Here is a 19,614-nt window from a genome sequence, read left to right as displayed (position 1 = left end):
ACCGGTTCAATGGACCTAACGTCCGGACTGCCCGCCCCGGTCAGCGCGGGACCAGGGCGGGCGGCGGTCAGGCGACGCGCCGGACGGGGTGGTCGTTGGACGACCAGATCGCCCTCGATCACGGACACAGAGCGAGCCGACGCCGACATGGAGCTTTCCAGTACGCCGAGCCCGCCAGCCGGACATCGACAAACCGGGAACTATGTGCAGTCATGATCGCTACACAAGAGGTCACATCTGCCGATCGTGTGCCTCCGGCGACCTCCAGCTGCCAGCACCCGGCGGCGGAACCGGCCGCGGACCGGCCATGGCGGCGAGCGTCACTGACCGGGCTCGGGGTGTTCCTCGCCGCCAAGATCGGACTCGCCGCAGCCACCCTGTTCGCCTGGATCGGCACCGTCGACCCGAAACTCGACACCCCGACGGTGGCCCAGCGGTGGGCGACGCAGTACGACTCCAACTGGTTCATCGCACTGTCGCAGAACGGCTACTGGGACGACCCGGACGCCGCCCCGGCAGCGTTCTTCCCGCTGTACCCGCTGCTGATCCGCCTCGCCACACCACTGTGCCTCGGCCACACGCCTGGATCGCCGCGCTCCTGGTCGCGAACCTCGCCATGCTCGCCGCGCTCATCCTGCTGTACCGGCTGACCGACCTCGAATTCGACCGCGCCACAGCCGGCCGGACCACGTTCTACCTGATCGCGTTCCCCACCGGCTTCTACCTCACCGCCGCCTACAACGAAGGCCTCTTCATCGCACTACTCGTCGCCTGCGTCTACTGCCTACGCCGCGGACACTGGTGGTGGGCCGGCTCAGCCGGCGCCCTCGCCGCCGCCACCCGCTCCGCCGGCATCCTGCTCCTGCTCGCCTTCGCCTACGAATACATCCGCACCCACGGCCGGACGAGCGGCGCGTTCGGCGACGTGCGGGTGCACAATCTCCTCGAACTGGGCACCGTCCTGCTCCTGGCAACCCTGACCGTGCTCATGTTCACCGGCCCATGGCAGGTCCGCCGCGACCAACTCGTCCTGCCACTGCTCGGCGCCGGCCTCCTGCTGTTCATGGTGAGCTTCCCGTCCCGCCTCACCGACGACGTCCCCTACCCGCTGCTGCCCGCATCCCGCATCGGCCTGGAAATCTTCCCCGCATTCATGCTCCTCGGCAGCCGCGCCACCATCGACCGGACCGCACTGGCACTGTTCCTGACCGTCCAAGGCATCCTCGTCGCTCGATTCCTGCACGCCGGCTGGGTCGCCTGACCCCTCAACGCCGTCTCCCGTTCACGCGAGCAGGCGCACGCGCGGCGTCAACCACCCACCCACCAAACCACGATGATCGCGGGCGCCGACGTGTGATCGACGGAAACCGGGCGGTGCGATGTGGCGCCGGTCGATACGCTGCGATGCCGGCTCATCCACTCTCATCGCAGAAGGGCACCACTGTGGGCACTGACACCCGCGGATCACGGGGACGCGGGCGGATCGCGATGCAAGGGTTCGTCGCATTGGCGGTCGCGGGTGCGGCCGTTCTCGCGGGGACCCCGGCGAACGCTGCCGAACCGCACTTCTCCTTCACCCCCTCGTTCATCGCGTCCACCGACTCGGCGACGCCCGGGACGACGACGTACTACCCGAGCGGGTGGCTGCCGCTCGGCGCGCACGTCGTCGACGGGGTCACGCACAAGACCCGGGTCTACTTCGGGTTCGACATCGGCGGCGTCCCGCGGGCCCGGCTCAGCTCGGCGCGGCTGCGGGTCATCGACGTCGCGGCCACCGACTGCACCAGGCCACGCGCGTTGGAGGGCCGGCCGGTCGCGGACTTCACGACCGCCAACTCGTGGAACCGCCCGCCGGCGTCGGCCGGGAGCACGGTCACGCCGGTGGCCGAGGCGCCGGGCTGCGAGGCGGTGCTCGACTTCAACCTGACCGCCGCGCTCGACAAGGCCCTGCAGCGACAGCAGAGCCGGCTGTACGTCGAGATCAAGGTGCCCGGCGGCAAGGAGAACAAGCCGGAGTACGGACGGTACCTGGACCAGAACAACTTCCACCTCGACGTCGAGCTCACCAACAGGCCGCCGGGGACGCCGACGAAGCCGGCGTACGACCTCGACACGCCGTGCAGCGTCGGCACCTACTACGCCGCCTACGACTTCACGGTCCGCGCCGACCAGACCGACCCCGACGCGGGTGACATGCTGCGGACCGAGGTCGAGTACTGGCCGCTGAGCGACCCGGCGGCGAAGACCTCGATCCCGACGTTCCAGGGCAGCGGCGGTGACGGGGTGTTCGGGTTCGGCACCATCCAGGTCGGCGGCCTCGCCGAGGGCGGCTACGGCTGGCACGCGCGCACGTACGACCAGCGGGCCTACTCGGACTGGAGCGCGTCCTGCACCTTCGTGGTGGACCACACCGCCCCGAACACGCCGGGCGTCTCCTCGGTGGACTACCCGGAGAACTCGCCGACGCCGACGGGTGAGGCCGGGCACCCGGGGACGTTCGTCCTCACCGCCGACGGCTCCGACGACGTGGTCGAGTTCCTCTACGGCTCGTCGCCGTTCGGCCTCTCCCAGCGCGTGGCCGCGACCCAGCCGGGCGGCACCGCGACGATCCAGTGGGCCCCGCGGGGCACGGGCCTGCAGACGCTGTACGTGGCGAGCCTCGACCGCGCGCACCTGCGCTCACCGGTGCGGGCGTACAAGATGAACGTGCGCAGCTTCGGGGTCTCCGCGTGGGCGGCGGGGCAGGTCCCCGACCCCGCCGGCAGCGGCGGCTCCGTCGTCACGCTGCACTTCGAGACGCAGGTCGGCAACGGCATCACCCGGATCGCGTACTCGGTCGACGGCGGCACGCAACAGTTCGCCGCGGTCGGTACCGACGGCGTCGCCGAAGCCCAGACGGCACCCCTCGCGATCGGCGAGCACACCCTCACCTACGCCGGTCAGGACAGCACCGGCGCCTCCCACTTCGACCCGGTCACCACGTACTTCTACGTGGTCGCCGAACCGGCGGCCACCGTGGACGGCTGACCGCCGGCCGCTCAGTCCGGGTAGACGGTGCCGGGTGTGGCGGCGATGAGGACGCTGGCGACGGGGTGCCAGCCGAGCTTCGTGTAGAGGTGCTGGCCCTCCTCGCTGGCGACGAGGATGCCCCGCGAGGCGCCCGCGTCGACGGCCCCCGCCGCCAGGGCGCCCATGAGCGCGCTGCCCAGGCCGCGACGGCGGTGGGACGGCAGGGTCTCGATCCGGTCGGCGGTCGCGTCCGGGCCGGTCAGGCCCATCGTGCCGCGGGCGCCGACCTCGCCCGACTCGTGCACGACGGTCGTCGTGAGCACGGCCGCGTCCGCCGTGGTTTCGAGCCGGTACCCGGGGGCCGGCAAGTGCTGCGGGTGGGTGCTCAGCTCGGCCGTCATCAGCAGCTCCGAGCCCTTCAGCACCACCAGGCCGGCGGCATCCAGCACGGCGGCCGTGGCGGACGGGTCGGTGGTGGGGACCGTCAGCCACGTGACCTCGGCCTCGCCGGCGACCCGGCCGGCGAGGTCGCGCAGCGCGGCCGGGGCGGTGTCGAGCGCGAAGTACTCGACGGCACGGCCGAGTTGCAGGCAGCGCACCCGCAGGCCAGGGCCGAGGTCGTCGGCGGCGGGGACGGCCCGGGCCGTTCCCCAGCCGCGCTGCCACTGGACGATGAGCTCGCGAAGATCGGACACCGCAGGGACGCTACTTGATCACCAGCAATACGCGGCGGCGGGCCCAGATCAGCAGGGTGGCGCCGGCCAGGACGGTCGCCACGCCGCCGGCGGCGAGCCACACTATCCACCCGGAGGGGCGCCCTCGCCGCGTCCCGGGCTCTCAGACCGGTCCTGTCGGCGACGGCGGCATACGCTTCACCTCACCACCTGGTCCGATGACCACGAGTATCACCGGAGAGGTCGCATGGAGCAGTTGCCGGTCCGTCGGGTGCTCGGGGACGTTGTCGAGGCGCTGGCGGGGGGCAGTGCGGTGCTGGTGGCGCCGCCCGGGACCGGGAAGACGACGCTGGTGCCGCTGGCGCTGGAGGAGGCGTTCGAGGGCACGGTGGTCGTGGCGGAGCCGCGGCGGATCGCGGCGCGGGCGGCGGCGCGGCGGATGGCGGAGCTGCGGGGCGAGCGGGTCGGGCAGAGCGTGGGGTACAGCGTCCGCGGCGATCGCAAGGTCGGGCCGGGCACGAGGGTCGAGGTGGTCACCACCGGGCTGCTGGTGCAGCGGCTGCTCGCCGACCCCGAGCTGGCCGGCGTGGGCACCGTGATGATCGACGAGTGCCACGAGCGGCACCTCGACACGGACCTGGCGCTGGGGTTCCTGGTGGAGAGCCGGCAGACGCTGCGGCCGGACCTGCGGCTGCTCGCCACGTCGGCGACCGCGGACGCACAACGGTTCGCGGAGCTGCTCGGGTCGGGTGTCGTCGCCGCCGAGGGGGCGCTGCACGACGTGGCGGTGGTGTGGTGCCCGCCGGACCGGCCGGTGCGGCCGCCGCACGGGCTGAAGGTCGATCCCGCGTTCCTCGACCACGTCGCGGCGGTCGTGCGCAGGGCGTGGCGGGAGACGACCGGGGACCTGCTGGTGTTCCTGCCGGGCGCCGGTGAGATCACGTCGGTGCAGCGGCGGCTGGCGGACCTGCCGACGGACGTGCTGCACGGCAGGCTGCCGGCTGCCGTCCAGGACACCGCGATCCGCAGGGGCGACCGGCGCCGGGTGGTCCTCGCCAGCGCCGTCGCCGAGAGCAGCCTGACGGTGCCGGGTGTGCGGGTCGTGGTCGACTCGGGGCTGGCGCGGGTGCCGCGGACCGACCATGCGCGCGGCCTGGGCTCCCTCGCCACGGTGCGGGCGGCGAAGGCCTCCACCGTCCAGCGGGCCGGGCGGGCCGGGCGGGAGGCGCCGGGCGTGGTGTACCGCTGCTGGTCCCAGCTGGACGACGAGCGGCTGCCGGCCCAGCCCGAGCCCGGGTCGCCGTCGCCGAACTGACCGCGTTCGCGCTCGCGCTGGCCTGCTGGGGGCATCCGGGCGGGACGGGCCTGGCGTTGCCGGACCCGCCGCCGGACGCCGCGATGCGGGTCGCGGAGGCGACGCTGCGCGCGCTCGGCGCCGTGGACGCCGGCGGGCGGGCGACGCCGCGCGGGCACCGGATGTCCCGCGTCGGCGCGCATCCGCGGCTGGCCAGGGCACTGCTGGACGGCGCACCGAAGGTGGGTGCGCGCAAGGCCGCCGAGGTGGTCGCGATCCTCGCCGACGACTCCTTCGCCAGGGGTGACGACCTGGCCGCGGCGTGGCGGCACCTGCGCGACACCCGGGACGCCCGCTGGCGCGCGGAGACCGAGCGGCTGCAGCGGGGCCTGCCGGCGAACACGACAGCGCTTCCCGACGACCTGGTGGCGGGACTGGTCGTGGGGCTGGCGTACCCGGAGCGCCTCGCCCGCCTGCGCAACAACGGGTACCTGATGGCCGGCGGGACCGAGGCCGCGCTGCCGCAGGGCTCGCCGCTGACCGGGCATCCGTGGCTGGCGATCGCGGTCGCGGACCGGCAGCCCGGCAACGCGACCGCGCGGATCCGGCTCGCCGCCGCGATCGACGAGGACACCGCCCGCGAGGCTGGCGCGGCGCTGCTGTCCACGGTGGACGAGGTGACCGCGGAGGGCGCGGAGCGGCGGGACCAGCTCGGGGCGATCACGTTGCGGCGGCGGGAGCTCAAGAACCCGCCGCGGGAGCTCGTCGAGCGGGCGCTGCGCGAGGCCCTCGCCAAGCAGGGCCTGCGCTGGTCGAAGGAGGCCACCCAGCTGCGGCAGCGGATGGACTTCTGCCACCGGGTGCTCGGCCCGCCGTGGCCTGACGTGAGCGAGGAGAACGTCGTCGCGCACACCGACCTGAGCAACGTCGCCAGACTGTCCGCAGTGGATCCGGAGCGGACCTTGCGGGCCATGCTGCCGTGGCCCGCAGCGCAGCGCCTGGACGAGCTGGCGCCGGAGCGGCTGCGGGTGCCCAGCGGCTCACTCGCGAAGATCGACTACGGCGACCCGGCGGCGCCGGTGCTCGCGGTGAAGGTCCAGGAGGCGTTCGGCTGGCTGGAGACCCCCCGCGTCGGCGACGGCCGGGTGGCGGTGCTGCTGCACCTGCTGTCCCCCGCCGGTCGGCCCGTCGCCGTCACCAGGGACCTCGCGTCGTTCTGGCGCACCGGATACCAGCAGGTCCGTGCGGAGCTGCGCGGGCGGTACCCACGGCACCCGTGGCCCGAGGACCCGGCGACGGCCGTACCCACGCGGAAAACGAACCCACGGCGGTGAAGGCCACCCGGCGCCTCACCCACCCGGGGCGCGGGCGGCGCGCAGGCTGGAGTCCAGGAGGAGGCGATCCGACCCCGGGAGGGACGCATGGACCTGAGGGCGATGGACCTGACCACGCTGGCCGCCGAGGCGTTCCAGTACGGCTACCCGCTGCTGACCAACCTCGCCGCGGTGGAGCGCGACGGCGGCGCGTACAACACGTTCACGCATCAGCGGCGTTTCGACGACCGGCGCAACGCGAACCCGGATCTGCTGTACTCGACGGCCCGGCTCGACCTGTCCGGCGGCCCCCTGTGGCTCGGCATCCCGGACACCGGCGACCGGTACCACGTCCTGCAGTTCGTCGACGCGTGGACGGACAACTTCGCCTACGTGGGCCGGCGCTCCACGGGCACCGGCGAGCGCGAGTTCCTGCTGGTGCCGCCCGGCTGGGCCGGGCGGGAGGCACCGGGCGCCCAGGTCATCAGGATCCCGACGATGGTGACGACGCTGATCGGGCGGTTCGCCTGCGGGCCCGGCGATGCCGACGAGGTCCACGCGCTGCAGGACGCACTGCGCATCGACCCGATGTACCCGCAGATCCCGCTCGACGGGCTGCCGCACCCGCAGGCCGGTGTCCCCGAGGACCTGCTGTTCTTCGAGACGCTGCGGCGGTCCCTGGCGGCGTTCCCGCCGTCCCCGGCGGAGCGACGCTACCAGCGCAGGTTCGCACCGATCGGGCTGCTGGAGCCCCGCACGTCGCCGTACGCGGGTGCGCCGCGGGAGTTCCGCGAGACGCTGCGCGACGGGCTCGCCGCGGCCCGGGACCAGCTGGAGGAGGAGGCGACGACCCGGCACGCGGGGCTCGTCAACGGCTGGACGAACGACCTGCACCTGTTCGACTTCAACCTGGACTACTTCGAGGTCGGCACCCTGGACACTCCGGAGTGGACGATGCCGGACCGCGACGAGGCACACCTGATGCGGGCCGTGGCGGCGCGGACGGGCCTGTGGGGCAACCACGCCTACGAGGTGGTCGCGCCGACCGTGCACAAGGACCGCGACGGCGAACGGCTCAACGGCGCGCACCGCTACGAGTTGCGCTTCCCCGGGCCACCCCCGGCCGACGCCGGCTGGTCGGTCGCCATGTACGACGTGCCCGGCTCACGCCCGGTGCCCAACCAGCTCGACCGGCGCGCGATCGGCGCTGCCACGCCCGGGCTGCGGCGCGACCCCGACGGCTCGCTGACCATCCGGCTGCAGCACGAGCGGCCCGACGACGACGCCAACTGGCTGCCGGCACCGGAAGGCGAGTTCCGGCCGGTGCTGCGGATGTACCAGCCGGGCCCGCCGGTCCTGCGGGGTGAATTTCAGCCGCCCCCGGTGGTGAAGGTCTAGCAAGATATGGGGCATGGACGGTGACCATCTGCCTTATCCCGCGCGGCGCCGGCTGTTCGCGGCCCGGGCCCTGGCCGGGGCGGCGGACGGATCGCTGACCGCGACGCTGGAGCGGCTGCGGGCCGGTGACCGGCACAGCCGGGACGTGGCGCTGTTCATGGCGGTCGTCGGGCGGGACCAGCCGGCGGTCCTCGCCGCGCTCACCGACGTCGACCCGTCGATCCGGCTCGGCGCGCTGATGGCCTGGGTCGGGGCGGGCGGGACCGCACCGGAGCCGGTGGCGCGGTTCGTCGCCCGCGCGCCCGCCGACACCCGGATCCGGTTGTACCGGCGGATCCGGGTCTGCCGGCGCACCGACCTCGCCGAGGCGCTCATCGACCCGGTCCGGGCCCGGTTCGGCGACGCCGAGGCGGCGGCGCTGCTGCCGGTGTGCGGTGCGGCGACGGTCGCCAGGCTGCTGCCCCAGCTGACCCACGCGCTCGGCGAGCGGACCGCCCTCACCCGGCACTTCCCGGGGATCTGCCTCGACCAGGCGGAGCGGGAGCTGGCGGCGTTGCCGGCCGCCGCGCGGGCCGCCTGGTGGGCGCGGTACGGCCCCGGCGTGCTGGAGGCGGCGCCCGCGCTGCCGCACCGCGTCCTGGACCTCCTGGAGGGGTTCGCGCCGGCGGAGTCGCTGCCGTCGCCGCTGCGCGCCTACGGCTCGCTCGTGGCCGCCGACCCGTTGCGGGTCCTCGAGCTGCTAACGGCGCCGTCGCGGGCGGCGTGGCTGGCGGGCGTGACGCTGCCGGCCGCGGTGCTGGCCCGGCTGAGCCGGATGCCGGTGGCGGCGCTGACCGGCCTGGCCCGCCGGTTACGGCGGCGCGGCGCCGCGTTCGCGCGGCTGCTGCGGTACGTCGCGCCGCGGGACCGTGAGGAGCTGTTCATTCTCGCGATGTCCGATGTGGACCGTTCCCGGTCGCAGCCGGATCCGGACGTGCTGGAGGTGCTGCCGGCGCGGCTGCGGGTGGCGGAGGCGCAGCGGGCCCTCGCGCTGGAGCCGGTGCGCCAGAGCGAGCCGCTGACCCTGTCGTTCACCGCGCACCTGCCGTGGGCGCAGGCCCATGAGCCGCTGCTGGCCGCGACCCGCCAGGCGGGCGCCGCCGACCGCATCACCGGCTGGCGGCTGCTGATCCGGTGCGCGGCGCGCAGCAACGACCCGGCGGCCGTCCTCGCCGCGACCCACCACCTGCAGCGGCTGCGCAACGAGCAGGACCCGGTCCGCGGCAACGCGCTGTGGCAGCTGGCGCAGGTGCGCCCGGCGCTGCTGCGGCCGGAGCTGGTGGAGCCGCTGGAGCAGATCGTCACCGACGTCGTGCAGGCCCGGGACAGTTCGCCGTTCGCGCTGCGCCAGCTCAGCGACCTCGCCGTGCTGGTCCTGCGGGAGCGGTTCGACTCCCCGGTACTGGTCCGCTGGGCCCTGCACACGTTCCAGCGGCTGCTCGGCGACGACCGGGTGCCGGACCTGGGCAACCTCGACCGGGGGCTGCGCCGGGGCCAGGAGGTGCAGGCGTTCGAGGCGGTCCGCGGCTGGGTGCTGCGCGGCGTCGAGCGGGCGAAGTACGAGCCGCTGTTCGCGGTCGCCCGGGCGCTCGGCGAGCGGGCGTGGCGCCTGCCGGACCTGCAGTCGATGCTGGAGCGCGCGACCCGCCGCGGCAACCTCGCCGACGTCACCCGCACCGCCGTCGACCTGTGGCTGGGCGACCCGCGGCACCGCGCCACCCGGGTCGAGGCGGTGCTGCGCGAGGACCCGTCGGCGATCGCGCTGCCCGCCGTGTGGCGGGCCGTCTGCGCCCGCCGCGACGACCTGCTCGGCGCGGCGCTGACCAGGCCGCCGCCGGCCGGCCGGTTCGTGCCCGCCGGGGTGCGCTGGGTCCCGCCCGCGCCCTGTACCTGCGGCGCTGGCTGCCCGAGCACCACCAGGCGTACGTCGACCGGCTCGCGGACGTCGTGCGGGACCGCGGCGCGACCCCGCAGCGGCGCGCGGCGGCGCTGCGTGACGCGGCGCCGGTGCCGGAGGCGGGGCGGCGGCTGGTGCTGCAGTGGCTCGTCGCCGCCGACGACACCATGGTCGCCGAGGCGGCGCTCGCCGCGCTCGCCTGGACCGACCGGCCCACCGACGCGCTCACGGTGCTGCTGGGCCACATCGGCGGCGACCGGGCCCGGGTCGCGGTCGCCGCGGCCGGGCGCGCCAGCCGGTTCGTTCCGCCGGAGGCGCTGCTGGACGCGCTGGATCCCGGGCAGGGCAAGGTGACCGCCCGCAAGGAGGCGGTCCGGCTGCTCGCCGCGCGGTCGGTGCCGGGCGCCGCCGACGCGCTGTGGCAGGCGTGGCAGGACCCGCGCCTGCACCGTGACGTGCGGGTCGCCGTCGTCTCGGCGGCCCGGCAGCGCGCCGGCGAGCCCGGGATGTGGCGGATCCTGCGCGCCGCCGGCACGGGCGGTGACCGCGACGCCGTCCTGGCGCTGCTGGCCGCCGACCCGTGGCTGGTGCCGGCGGGTCTGCGCGCGGACTACGCCGCGCTGGTCGTCGCCGCCGGCGCCGGGCCTGACCGGCGGGTGGCGGTGCAGGCGTGGGCGGTGCTGCCGGCGTGGGCGCCGTGGCTGGCGGACGTCTCCGACGTGGTGACGGCACGGCTGCGCGACCTCGACGACCGGGCCGTCTGGCCCGCGGTCGTCCAGGCACTGGTCCGCCTCGTCGCCGCCGGGACCGCCGGGACGACCTCGTCGCGGCCGTCGGCGCCCTCGCGGCGCTCGACGGTGCCGGCGCCGTGGGCGCGGCCCTGGACCGGCCCGCGCGGCGGCGCCTGGAGGCGCTGGTCGAACGGCTCACGGCCTGGTCGGGTCGCAGCGCCGCGGACGCGCCAGGACGGCAGGCGGTCGGCGCCGCCGGGCGGGCGCTGGCCACGGTGGACGGTTTCGTGCCGGCGGCCTCGACGCTGCTGCTGGAGGCCGTCGACCTCACCGACCCCGCCGGCCTGACCGAGCTGCGCGACCTGACCGCCGACCGGCCGGTGCTCGCCGCCCGCCTCGCCGACCGGCTCCGGCAGCGGCTGGAGCGTCTCGTCGCCGACCCGGAGGTGCCCCGGCGGATCGCCGGCGCGCTGGCCGCCGGCCCGAGCCTGGCCGAGGGGCTGTTCGCGCTGGCGTACACCACCCGCGGCGGGGAACTCGGCTGGCCGGCGCCGTGGCGGGCGGTCGTGGAGACCCTCCGCCGCCACCCGGTCGCGGAGGTGCGCGACGCCGCCCTCGCCGTCTCCCTGGATCAATGAACATCGGCTTTCCAGATGGCGTACACCTCGCGCGGGCCATCCCCGAACCCGCCGGGTGTGCCGCACCATGTCCGGCGTGAGAGTTGCGCACTTCTGCGACAGCCACGCCGGCCGCTCCGACGGCGTGGCGATCTCGGTCGCGACGACCGTGGCCCTGCTGCGCGACGCCGGGCACGAGGTGCAGGTGTACCAGCCGGCGCCGCTGCTGCGCGGCCGGGACGAGCCGTGCGGGGTGCGGTCGGTCCCGGTGCCGCTGCGCAACGTGCGCATCGGCGTGCCCCGGTTCCCCGGCATGCGGCGGGTGCCGGAGGTCGTGCACATCCACACCCAGGGCCCCGTCGGCGTCGGCGGGCTGCGGTACGCGCGGGCCCACGACATCCCGGTCGTCATGACCTGGCACACGGACCTGCTCGCGTACTCGGCGCACTTCATGGAGATCCAACTCGGCGCCGCCCACGCCGCGCAGCGCCTCGCGCTCGGCTGGACCGTGCGCGACTACCTGAAGCTGACCCGGCCGGGCACCGAGCGGCGGGCCCAGCTGGTGCGGCTCGGCCAGGAGTTCCTGGACCGCACGTCGATCATCATCGCGCCGTCGGAGAAGACCGCGGCGAGCTTCGCCGAGTTCGAACGGGTCCCTCCTGTGTGGACGGTGCCGACGTCGGTCGCGCTGCCCGACTGCCCGCTGGGCCGCGACGACCTGCGCCGGTCGCTGCGCCTGCCGGTCGACGCCCCCGTGGTCCTCGCCGTCGGGCGGGCCACGAAGGAGAAGGACCCGGCGCTGCTGCTGGCCTCGTTCGCGCGGGTACTGCGGCGGCTGCCGGACGCACGCCTGGTGATGCTCGGGGTGCTGCAGCGCCGGCAGGCGGTCCTGCGGCTGGCCCGGCAGGCCGGGGTGGCGCACGCGGTGCGGCTGGTCCGTCCGGTGCCGCACGGCAGCATGGCCGCCTACTACCGGATGGCCGACGTGCTGGCGTTCGCGTCGACCACCGACACGCAGGGCCTGGTGCTGGTCGAGGCGGAGGCGCAGGGCCTGCCCGTGGTCCTCGCCGACGCGGCCCTCGCCGGCACGCACCGGCTGAGCACCGCGCCGGACGCCGACTCGTTCGCCGCGGCGCTCGTGCGGGTCCTGACGGATCCGCTGTTGCACCGCGAGGTGGCCGAGGCCGGCCGGGCCGCCGCCGAGGCGTACTCGACCCGGCACTACCTCGACCACCTGCTGCGGGTGTACCAAGCCGCTCAAGGAGCCGCTCAGGGCGTCGCGAGCGCCTCCGTCGGCGCGAGCCGCGCGGCCCGCACCGCCGGGTAGAGCCCGGCGATCGCACCGATCACGAGGGTCGCGACGACCCCGCCGGCGGTCGCCCACAGCGGCACGATCGCCGGCCAGGACCGGGTGAGCGCGTACACGCTGGTCACCGACACCCCCAGGAACACCCCGCCGATCCCGCCGAGCGCCGACAGCAGCAGCGACTCGGCGAGGAACTGCAGCAGGATCTGCCCGCGGGTCGCGCCGAGCGCCCGCCGCAGCCCGATCTCCGCCCGCCGTTCCAGGACCGAGATGACCATCGTGTTGGCCACCCCGACCCCGCCGACGAGCAGCGCGACCGCGCCGAGGCCGAGCAGCAGCCCGGTGAACGTCTTGTCCGTGGCCTGCCGGGCAGCGAGCGCGTCGGAGGGCCGGGACACCTTGACCTCGTTGGGGTTCTGCGGGTTCGCGGTCGCGGCGAGGACCGCTCGGACCGCCTCCACCTGCTCGTCCTGGGAGCGGGTGTACACGGTCGTCGGGTGCCCGTCGAAGCCGAGGTACGTCTGCGCCGCCGCCCAGCCGACGAGCGCGGCGGCGTCGAGCTCCGGGGCGAGGGGCACCGGCTGCAGCACCCCGACGACCGTGAACCAGCGGCGGTCCAGGTACACCTGGATGCCCTCGCCGGCCGTGTCGACGCCGAGCCGCCGGGCGGCCGCCGCACCGAGCACGACCGCCGGGTAGCGAGCCGTGGCGTCGTTGAGCCAGATCCCGTCGGCGAGGGACGCGCCGACGGTGCGCGGCAGGTCCAGGTGCGCGGCCTGCACGCTGATCGCGCCCGTCTGCGCCGCCGGGATGTGGTCGCTGCGGTACACCTTCGCGCCGCTGACCTTGCCGGTCGCGGCGACCTCGGTCACCGGGCCGATCCGCGAGATCATCGCCACCGACTCGTCGGGCAGCGTCGCGTCGCCGCCGAACAGGTCGCTGCCCGGCGCGACGGTGAGCAGGTTCGTGCCGAGCACGTCGAGCTGGCGGTCCAGCTCCGCCCGGCTGGACGAGGAGATGCCGACGACGGCGGTCATCGCGGCGATGCCGATCGCGATGCCCAGCGCGGACAGGAACACCCGCATCGGCCGGGTCCGCAGCCCCGCGCTGCCGACCCGCAGGACGTCACTGAGGTACAGCCGCACCGGCTGCAACGGTGCCGTCATGCCGTCACCCCCGCTGCGTTCCGGCGGCCTGAGCCGAACCTGCGCTGCGGCCCGCTCATGCCACAACCTCCCCGTCGCGCATGACGACCTGGCGGGGCAGCGCCGCCGCGATCGCCTGGTCGTGGGTGATGACCAGGACCGTGGTGCCGCCGGCGTGCAGCTCCCGCAGCAGCTCGACCACGCCCGCGCCGGACGCGGAGTCGAGGTTGCCGGTCGGCTCGTCGGCGAGCAGCAGCGCCGGCTCACCGACGACGGCGCGCGCGATCGCGACCCGTTGCCGTTCACCGCCGGACAGTTCGTGCGGCAGGTGGTCGAGCCGGTCCGCGAGACCGACCCTGACCAGCGCCGCCTCCGCCCGCGCCCGCCGCTGCGCCCGCGACGGCCCGGCGTAGAGCAGGCCGTCGGCGACATTGTCGAGGGCGTTCTGCCCCGGCGCGAGGTGGAACTGCTGGAACACGAACCCGATCCGGGTCGCCCGCAACGTGGACAGCTGCCGGTCGGTGAGCGCCGCGACCTCGTGCCCGGCGATGCGCACGGTGCCCGCCGACGGCCGGTCGAGCGTGCCGATCAGATGCAGCATGGTCGACTTGCCGGAGCCCGACGGCCCGACGATCGCGACCATCTCCCCCGAGTCGATCGACAGCGACACGTCCCGGACCGCGGTGACCCCGCCGGGGTAGGACTTGCTGACCCCTTCCAGCGCCACCACCTCGACCGGACCGGCCTCGACCGGGCCGTCCGTCAGGTCGATCATGGCCGTCATGACGTCACCTCCGCTGCGCTCCGGCGCCGCCCTGACTTGACCCTGAGCCCCCGATGACCGGCCCCTCCGCTATGCTCCGGACCGGTCATGACGGCACCCCGACCAGCATGCCCTCGGTGATGCCGCCGCCGCTGACCTCGACCCGGCCGGCGGCGAACATGCCGAGCTCCACCGCGACGACCCGGCTGGTGCCGCCGTCGACGACCTGCAGCCCGTAGCCGCCCTCGGCGAGGGCGAGCAGCGCCGAGACCGGCACGGTGAGCACGTTCTCCTTGCGCGAGGCGGTGAACCCGACCTCGACCGTGATCTGGTCGAACCCTGCGAACGCGGCCGCGTCGTCGGGCGTGACGGTCACCTCCAGGTTCGTCTCGGCCGGGTTGTTGTTCTGGGCCGGCGTGATGACCGTGACGACCTTGACGACCTTGCCGGGCACGGTCTTGCCGGTGGGCAGCTTGATGGTGACCGCGGCGCCCACCGTCGCCAGCCGCTGCTCGGAGACCTCAAGGGTGGCGGTGACGACCGGGCCCGTGCCGGTGCAGGTGAGCAGCGCCCCGTTGGCCGGGTCGCCGACCGCCGCCTTGTGCTCGTCGACGCGGACCGCGCCGGCGGCGTACACCACCCGGCCGAGGTCGACCACGCCGGTCTTGGTCAGCCCCAGCTTGCCCTGCCAGGCCTTCACCGCGGTCGCGGTCGACGCGGTGTACTCGTCATCGACGGTGAAACCCTTGTAGCCCAGCGCGGCGAGGTTCTCCTCGAACTGCCGCACGTCGGCGCCCTCGACGCCCGGGGCCAGGTTGCGATAGGCGGGCAGGCCGCCGTACAGCAGCACGACCGGCGTGTTGTCGACGCGGTACAGCGACTGTCCACGCTGGACGGTGCTGCCCACCGCCGGCAGCTCGGTGAGCGTGCCGCCGAGCCGCCCCGCCACGGTGGCCGTCGTGCCGTGGCCGAGCTTGCCGTCCTCCGTCTTCGTGTCGACGAGCGTCTGCCGGGTCACCTTCGTGGTCTTCGGCGCCGCCGTCGACCCGGTGCCCGCCTCGCTGCCCCGGTCCGGTAGGCCGAGCCCGGCAGCGGCGGCGGCGCCGACGGCCGCGACCACCGCGACCGTCACCGCCACCCGACCGGCGCGCCCGCGCCTACGACGGTTCGCGCTCACGCCGTCACCTCCGCTGCGCTCCGGCGCCGACCTGAGCCAACACTGAGCCCCCGATTCGCAGCTCCTCCGCTACGCTCCGGGCCGCTCATGCGCTCCCGCCGTTCTCGGTCTTCGTGTTGGTCTTGCCCTCGTCGTCGGAGCCCGGCCGCTTCGGCTGGAACTCCTTGCAGGCCGCCTCGGCCTTCTTGAACGCCTCGCTCTGCGGGTCGACGCCGGTCGCGTTGCCGTCGATGCGGATGCCACCGTCCTCGCTCGGGTCCGGGAACTCCGGCAGGCCGTTCTCCCGCATGCACTGCGCGAACTTGCGCATCTTCTCCTGCATCTCCGGGTCGGCCTTCATCGGCTCGCCACCGTTGGGCAGGAACTGCTTGCACTCCGCGTTGGCCGCGTCGACCTTGGCCTTGTCGGTGCCCTCCGGGATCATCATCGAGATCCCGCCGCCGTCCATCTGCGGATCCGGCATGTCGACGCCCTTGTCCCGCATGCACTGGGCGTACTTGAGGAAGTTCTCCTGGTCCTTGACCGGGTCCCGCTGGCCGTTCCCGGTGCCGGAGCTGGCGCTCGCCGTCGGCGTGCCGCCCGCGCTGGCCACCCCGTTGCCGCCGGCGGGCTTGCCGCACCCGGTGACGGCGGGACCGAGGACGAGCAGCAGGCCGAGCACCAGGGCTGTCCTGACGCGCATCATGGTGTGTTCCTCCTGGCGGGCCGGGCATTCGCCGGCCACTGCGCCGAAGTCAAGCGGGGAGCGCGTCACCCGGCCGTAACCGGAAACGTTGACGCCGCGGTGACATCACCACGCGTCACCATGGGGGTATGCGGATACTGGTGGTCGAGGACGAGCCCCTGCTCGCCGAGACGGTCGCGCAGGGGCTGCGCCGCGACGCGCACGCGGTCGACGTCGTCCACGACGGCGGTGCCGCCCTGGAGCGTCTCGACGTCAACGACTACGACGTGGTCGTCCTCGACAGGGACCTGCCGGTCGTGCACGGCGACGACGTGTGCCGGTCCCTGGCGGCCCGTGACTCGACCGCGCGGGTGCTGATGCTGACCGCCGCCGCCGACATCGACGACCGGGTCGCCGGGCTCGCCCTCGGCGCCGACGACTACCTGCCGAAGCCGTTCGCGTTCCGCGAGCTGTCGGCGCGGGTGGCCGCGCTCGGCCGGCGGGCGCGGGCGGCGGCCCCGCCGGTGCTGGAGCGCGCCGGCATCCGCCTCGACCCGCACCGCCGGGAGGTCTTCCGCGACGGCCGGTACGTGCCGCTGTCCCGCAAGGAGTTCGCGGTCCTCGCCGAACTGCTGCGGGCCGACGGCGCCGCGGTCTCCGCCGAGCAGCTGCTGGAGAAGGCATGGGACGAGCACGCGGACCCCTTCACCCACACCGTGCGCATGACGATCCTCAAGCTGCGCCGCAAGCTGGGCGACCCGCAGGTCGTGCTGACCGAACCTGGCGTCGGCTACAAGGTGGTCTGAGCATGAACGGTCCGGAGCGCAGCGCAGGAGCCGTCCATCGGCATCGCAGGTTTGGTTCAGGCCGGCGCCGGAGCGCAGCGGAGGTGGCGGCATGAACAGGTTGACCATTCGGGCTCGGCTCACGCTTGTGTACGGCGGGCTGTTCCTGCTCGCCGGGCTGCTGCTGCTCGGCGTCTGCTACGTCCTGGTGTACCAGCGGCTCAGCGGCAACACGTTCATCGCCGGCACCACCCTGCCGCCGGGCATGGCGGCGCCGCCGGACAACGGGATGTACGTCCGGCAGCTCAGGGAGGACGTCACCACCGACACCCGGCAGGTGCTGCTCACCCAGGGCGGGATCGCGCTCGGTGTCATCGCGCTCGCCGCGACCGCGTTCGGGTGGCTGATCGCCGGGCGGCTGCTCCAGCCGCTGCACCAGGTCACCGAGACCGCCCGCCGCATCGCGGACGCCCCGGACCGGGGGCTGCACGAGCGGATCGCCCTGGCCGGCCCGCACGACGAGGTAAAGCAGCTCGCCGACACGTTCGACGTCATGCTGTCCCGGCTCGACCAGGCGTTCGACGGCCAGCGGCGGTTCATCGCCAACGCCTCCCACGAGCTGCGGACCCCGCTGACACTGAACCGGACGCTGCTGGAGGTCGCGATCGACCCAGACAACGCCACGCCCGAGCTGCGGCAGCTGGGCAGGACCCTGCTGGCCGTCAACGCCCGCCACGAGCAGCTCATCGACGGGCTGCTCCTGCTCGCCCGGTCGGAGCGGCAGGTGACGGACCGCTCGTTCGTGGACCTCGCCGACATCGTCGAGCACGTCACCGCGCAGCTGCCGCCGGGGAAGGCGGCCGTGGACTGCTCGCCGCAGGAGGCGCCGACGACGGGCAACGCGGTCCTGCTCGAACGGCTCGTGCACAACCTGGTCGAGAACGGGGTCCGGCACAACCTCCCCGACGGCGGCTGGGTCCACGTCACGTGCGGCACCCGCCATGACGGCACCGTCGGGGTGACCGTCAGCAACACCGGTCCGGTCGTGCCGCGGTACGAGGTCCCCCGGCTCTTCGAGCCGTTCCGGCGATTCGGGTCCGAACGGGTGGCGGCCGGCGTCCCCGGTGCCGGGCTCGGCCTGTCGATCGTGCGGGCCGTCGCCCGGGCCCACGGCGGGCACGTGCACGCGGAGCCCCGCGACGGCGGCGGTCTCGTCGTCACCGTGATCCTGCCCACCGCGCCACCGCATCACGGCGGGTTCCCGACATAAGGACTTGCCGGCGTCCGGCAGACTCGGACCATGCAAGCACCGACCGAGCCACCGGCCAGCACCGCCGAGCTCATCGAACTGATGGCCTCCGGCGCCCGCGTCCGGTTCCTGTTCTTCTGGGGACACCAGCCGGCGCCCGACGGTTCGATCGGCGCCGGCTGCCTGAGCCAGTGGTGGCCGGTCGAGTTCACCGTCGACGGCGTCCGGTTCGCCTCCGCCGAGCACTACATGATGTGGTCGAAGGCGATGCTGTTCGGCGACACGGCGACCGCGGCCCGGGTGCTGACCGCCGGGCACCCCAACGACGCGAAGACGCTCGGCCGTGAGGTCCGCGGGTTCGACGACAAGGTCTGGAAGCGGGAGCGCTTCGACATCGTCGTCGCGGGCAGCGTGGCGAAGTTCGGCGGCCACGCGGACCTGCGCGCGTTCCTGCTCGGCACCGGCGAGCGGATCCTGGTCGAGGCGAGCCCCGTGGACCGGATCTGGGGCATCGGCCTGTCCGCCCGCGACGCGTCCGCCGACGAGCCGGCCCTCTGGCGCGGCCTGAACCTGCTCGGCTTCGCGCTCATGCGGGCCCGCACGATCCTGGCGGCGCAGGCATGACGCGGCCGTCGCTGCGGAAGCCGCCGCCTTCGCCGTCGGCGGAGCCGTTGCCGGCGTGGCTGGCGTGGCCGGTCCGGGTCGTCGCGGTCGCCGTCGTCGTGCCGGTCAAGCTCGTCTGGGAGCTGCTGGTCGCGTTCCGCCGGTACGTGCTGGAGCCGATCCCGCGGCTGTTCTTCCTGTACGTCATGCGCCCCATCGGCATCGCGATCGACTACGCCATCCTGCGCCCGCTCGGCTGGGTGCTGCGCAACCTGATCTGGGTGCCGCTGGTGTGGGTGCTGCGCAACGTGCTGTGGGTGCCGCTGGCGTGGGTCGCCGTGCACGCGATCTGGCCGGCGCTCAAGGCGCTGTGGGCCGGCACGGTGTGGCTGGCCCGGCACACGAAGCAGTTCTGGATCCTGCTCGGCAAGGGCATCGCGTTCGTCCTGTGGGCGCTGTGGCACTACGTCCTGGTCCCGATCGGCGTGGCGATCCGGTGGACGGTCGTCGCGCTGTACCGCTACGTCCTGCGCCCCATCGGCATCGCGCTCGCGTGGCTGGTCGAGACCGGGTACCGCTACGGCGTCCGCCCCGTCGGGCTCGCGATCGCCTGGCTGGCGGTCGCGGTGTGGCGCTACGTCCTGCGGCCGCTCGGCCTCGCGGTCGCCTTCGTCGTCGGCATCATCGGGTACTACGGCCTGCGCCCGGCGGGGCTGCTCATCGCCTGGTTCTGGCGGCACGTCGTCGTGCCGGTCGGGCACGCGATCGCCTGGGCGTGGAACCACTCGGTCGTCCTGCTGTGGCGCTACCTGGTCGTGGCGCCGGTCCGGTGGACCTGGCAGTCGGTCGTTGCCCCGGCGGGCCGCTGGGTCCGCGACTCGGTGCTGCGCCCCGTCGGGCACACCGTCGGCCGTGTCCTGGCCACCCTCGGCCTGCGCTGAAACCCGCGC

16 protein-coding genes and 1 pseudogene are annotated in these 19,614 nt (G+C 74.3%); 12 read left to right on the top strand and 5 right to left on the bottom strand.

The genetic code is table 11. The features are described from left to right. Nucleotides 1-248 precede the first annotated feature (248 nt). The 3 genes from OHA72_RS16100 (at nt 249) to OHA72_RS16090 (ending at nt 3,027) form a co-directional block, all read left to right on the top strand. Complete coding sequence (locus OHA72_RS16100) at nt 249-650, top strand: thioredoxin domain-containing protein (RefSeq protein ID WP_327008625.1); 402 nt, start codon at nt 249-251, stop codon at nt 648-650. Continuing rightward, nucleotides 566-1,261, top strand: coding sequence for a hypothetical protein (locus tag OHA72_RS16095; protein WP_327008624.1), 696 nt, complete (start codon nt 566-568; stop codon nt 1,259-1,261). Before OHA72_RS16100 ends, OHA72_RS16095 begins: the two co-directional genes overlap by 85 nt. A 227-nt stretch (nt 1,262-1,488) precedes the next feature. After that, nucleotides 1,489-3,027, top strand: coding sequence for a hypothetical protein (locus tag OHA72_RS16090; RefSeq protein ID WP_327008623.1), 1,539 nt, complete (start codon nt 1,489-1,491; stop codon nt 3,025-3,027). A gap of 11 nt (nt 3,028-3,038) precedes the next feature. Here the strand turns inward: OHA72_RS16090 and OHA72_RS16085 are convergent, their stop codons facing one another. Continuing rightward, entirely contained in the window at nt 3,039-3,704 is a 666-nt protein-coding gene (locus OHA72_RS16085) for a GNAT family N-acetyltransferase (protein ID WP_327008622.1), read from the bottom strand. Nucleotides 3,705-3,930: 226 nt separating this feature from the next. On the opposite strand from OHA72_RS16085, the pseudogene hrpB reads away from it, so the two are divergent. From hrpB to OHA72_RS16060, 5 genes and pseudogenes are all read left to right on the top strand, one after another. Beyond that, nucleotides 3,931-6,311 (top strand): annotated as a pseudogene (gene hrpB, locus OHA72_RS16080) (ATP-dependent helicase HrpB). A gap of 87 nt (nt 6,312-6,398) precedes the next feature. Further along, entirely contained in the window at nt 6,399-7,688 is a 1,290-nt protein-coding gene (locus OHA72_RS16075) for a DUF1254 domain-containing protein (RefSeq protein WP_327008621.1), read from the top strand. 13 nt (nt 7,689-7,701) lie between these two features. Further along, nucleotides 7,702-9,978, top strand: coding sequence for a hypothetical protein (locus OHA72_RS16070; protein ID WP_327008620.1), 2,277 nt, complete (start codon nt 7,702-7,704; stop codon nt 9,976-9,978). A 652-nt stretch (nt 9,979-10,630) separates the two neighbouring features. Further along, a complete protein-coding gene (locus OHA72_RS16065) occupies nt 10,631-10,993 on the top strand; it encodes a hypothetical protein (RefSeq protein ID WP_327008619.1) in 363 nt (120 codons plus the stop codon). Nucleotides 10,994-11,069: 76 nt separating this feature from the next. Then, nucleotides 11,070-12,299 (top strand): glycosyltransferase, encoded by a 1,230-nt coding sequence (locus OHA72_RS16060; RefSeq protein WP_327008618.1) that lies wholly within the window; start codon nt 11,070-11,072, stop codon nt 12,297-12,299. Here OHA72_RS16060 and OHA72_RS16055 read toward each other — a convergent pair. The 4 genes from OHA72_RS16055 to OHA72_RS16040 all read right to left on the bottom strand — a co-directional run bounded on the left by OHA72_RS16055 (nt 12,242) and on the right by OHA72_RS16040 (nt 16,048). Further along, nucleotides 12,242-13,444, bottom strand: a complete 1,203-nt coding sequence (locus tag OHA72_RS16055; RefSeq protein ID WP_327008617.1) for an ABC transporter permease — start codon at nt 13,442-13,444, stop codon at nt 12,242-12,244. The genes OHA72_RS16060 and OHA72_RS16055 overlap by 58 nt on opposite strands. Nucleotides 13,445-13,499: 55 nt before the next feature. Beyond that, on the bottom strand, nt 13,500-14,198 hold the full coding sequence (locus OHA72_RS16050; RefSeq protein ID WP_442788723.1) for an ABC transporter ATP-binding protein: 699 nt from the start codon (nt 14,196-14,198) through the stop codon (nt 13,500-13,502). A gap of 94 nt (nt 14,199-14,292) precedes the next feature. Then, nucleotides 14,293-15,363, bottom strand: coding sequence for a peptidoglycan-binding protein (locus OHA72_RS16045; protein ID WP_327008616.1), 1,071 nt, complete (start codon nt 15,361-15,363; stop codon nt 14,293-14,295). An 85-nt stretch (nt 15,364-15,448) separates the two neighbouring features. After that, nucleotides 15,449-16,048, bottom strand: coding sequence for a hypothetical protein (locus OHA72_RS16040; RefSeq protein ID WP_327008615.1), 600 nt, complete (start codon nt 16,046-16,048; stop codon nt 15,449-15,451). Between the two features lie 128 nt (nt 16,049-16,176). Between OHA72_RS16040 and OHA72_RS16035 the strand changes: the two genes are divergently transcribed. The 4 genes from OHA72_RS16035 (at nt 16,177) to OHA72_RS16020 (ending at nt 19,605) form a co-directional block, all read left to right on the top strand. Beyond that, complete coding sequence (locus OHA72_RS16035) at nt 16,177-16,833, top strand: response regulator transcription factor (protein ID WP_327008614.1); 657 nt, start codon at nt 16,177-16,179, stop codon at nt 16,831-16,833. A gap of 91 nt (nt 16,834-16,924) precedes the next feature. Continuing rightward, nucleotides 16,925-18,082 (top strand): sensor histidine kinase, encoded by a 1,158-nt coding sequence (locus OHA72_RS16030; protein WP_327008613.1) that lies wholly within the window; start codon nt 16,925-16,927, stop codon nt 18,080-18,082. Between the two features lie 30 nt (nt 18,083-18,112). Continuing rightward, complete coding sequence (locus tag OHA72_RS16025) at nt 18,113-18,685, top strand: riboflavin biosynthesis intermediates N-glycosidase (protein WP_327008612.1); 573 nt, start codon at nt 18,113-18,115, stop codon at nt 18,683-18,685. Then, the gene (locus tag OHA72_RS16020; protein ID WP_327008611.1) at nt 18,682-19,605 is read left to right on the top strand and encodes a hypothetical protein; all 924 of its coding nucleotides are present in this window, start codon (nt 18,682-18,684) and stop codon (nt 19,603-19,605) included. The genes OHA72_RS16025 and OHA72_RS16020 overlap by 4 nt, the downstream gene beginning before the upstream one ends. Nucleotides 19,606-19,614: the final 9 nt, after the last annotated feature.

Source organism: Dactylosporangium sp. NBC_01737 (genome assembly GCF_035963215.1).
In the GTDB taxonomy this organism is placed as follows: Bacteria; Actinomycetota; Actinomycetes; order Mycobacteriales; family Micromonosporaceae; genus Dactylosporangium.
The sequence above is the reverse complement of the archived record's forward strand: the minus strand, read 5'-3'. Positions and strand labels throughout refer to the sequence as shown.

What these genes read in the sequence shown, in the direction of transcription:
- OHA72_RS16050 (WP_442788723.1), bottom strand. Translation starts at nt 14,198, where the DNA reads ATGATCGACCTGACGGACGGCCCGGTCGAGGCCGGTCCGGTCGAGGTG.
- OHA72_RS16040 (WP_327008615.1), bottom strand. Translation starts at nt 16,048, where the DNA reads ATGATGCGCGTCAGGACAGCCCTGGTGCTCGGCCTGCTGCTCGTCCTC.
- OHA72_RS16090 (WP_327008623.1), top strand. Translation starts at nt 1,489, where the DNA reads ATGCAAGGGTTCGTCGCATTGGCGGTCGCGGGTGCGGCCGTTCTCGCG.
- OHA72_RS16055 (WP_327008617.1), bottom strand. Translation starts at nt 13,444, where the DNA reads ATGACGGCACCGTTGCAGCCGGTGCGGCTGTACCTCAGTGACGTCCTG.
- OHA72_RS16020 (WP_327008611.1), top strand. Translation starts at nt 18,682, where the DNA reads ATGACGCGGCCGTCGCTGCGGAAGCCGCCGCCTTCGCCGTCGGCGGAG.
- OHA72_RS16030 (WP_327008613.1), top strand. Translation starts at nt 16,925, where the DNA reads ATGAACAGGTTGACCATTCGGGCTCGGCTCACGCTTGTGTACGGCGGG.
- OHA72_RS16075 (WP_327008621.1), top strand. Translation starts at nt 6,399, where the DNA reads ATGGACCTGAGGGCGATGGACCTGACCACGCTGGCCGCCGAGGCGTTC.
- OHA72_RS16035 (WP_327008614.1), top strand. Translation starts at nt 16,177, where the DNA reads ATGCGGATACTGGTGGTCGAGGACGAGCCCCTGCTCGCCGAGACGGTC.
- OHA72_RS16025 (WP_327008612.1), top strand. Translation starts at nt 18,113, where the DNA reads ATGCAAGCACCGACCGAGCCACCGGCCAGCACCGCCGAGCTCATCGAA.
- OHA72_RS16070 (WP_327008620.1), top strand. Translation starts at nt 7,702, where the DNA reads ATGGACGGTGACCATCTGCCTTATCCCGCGCGGCGCCGGCTGTTCGCG.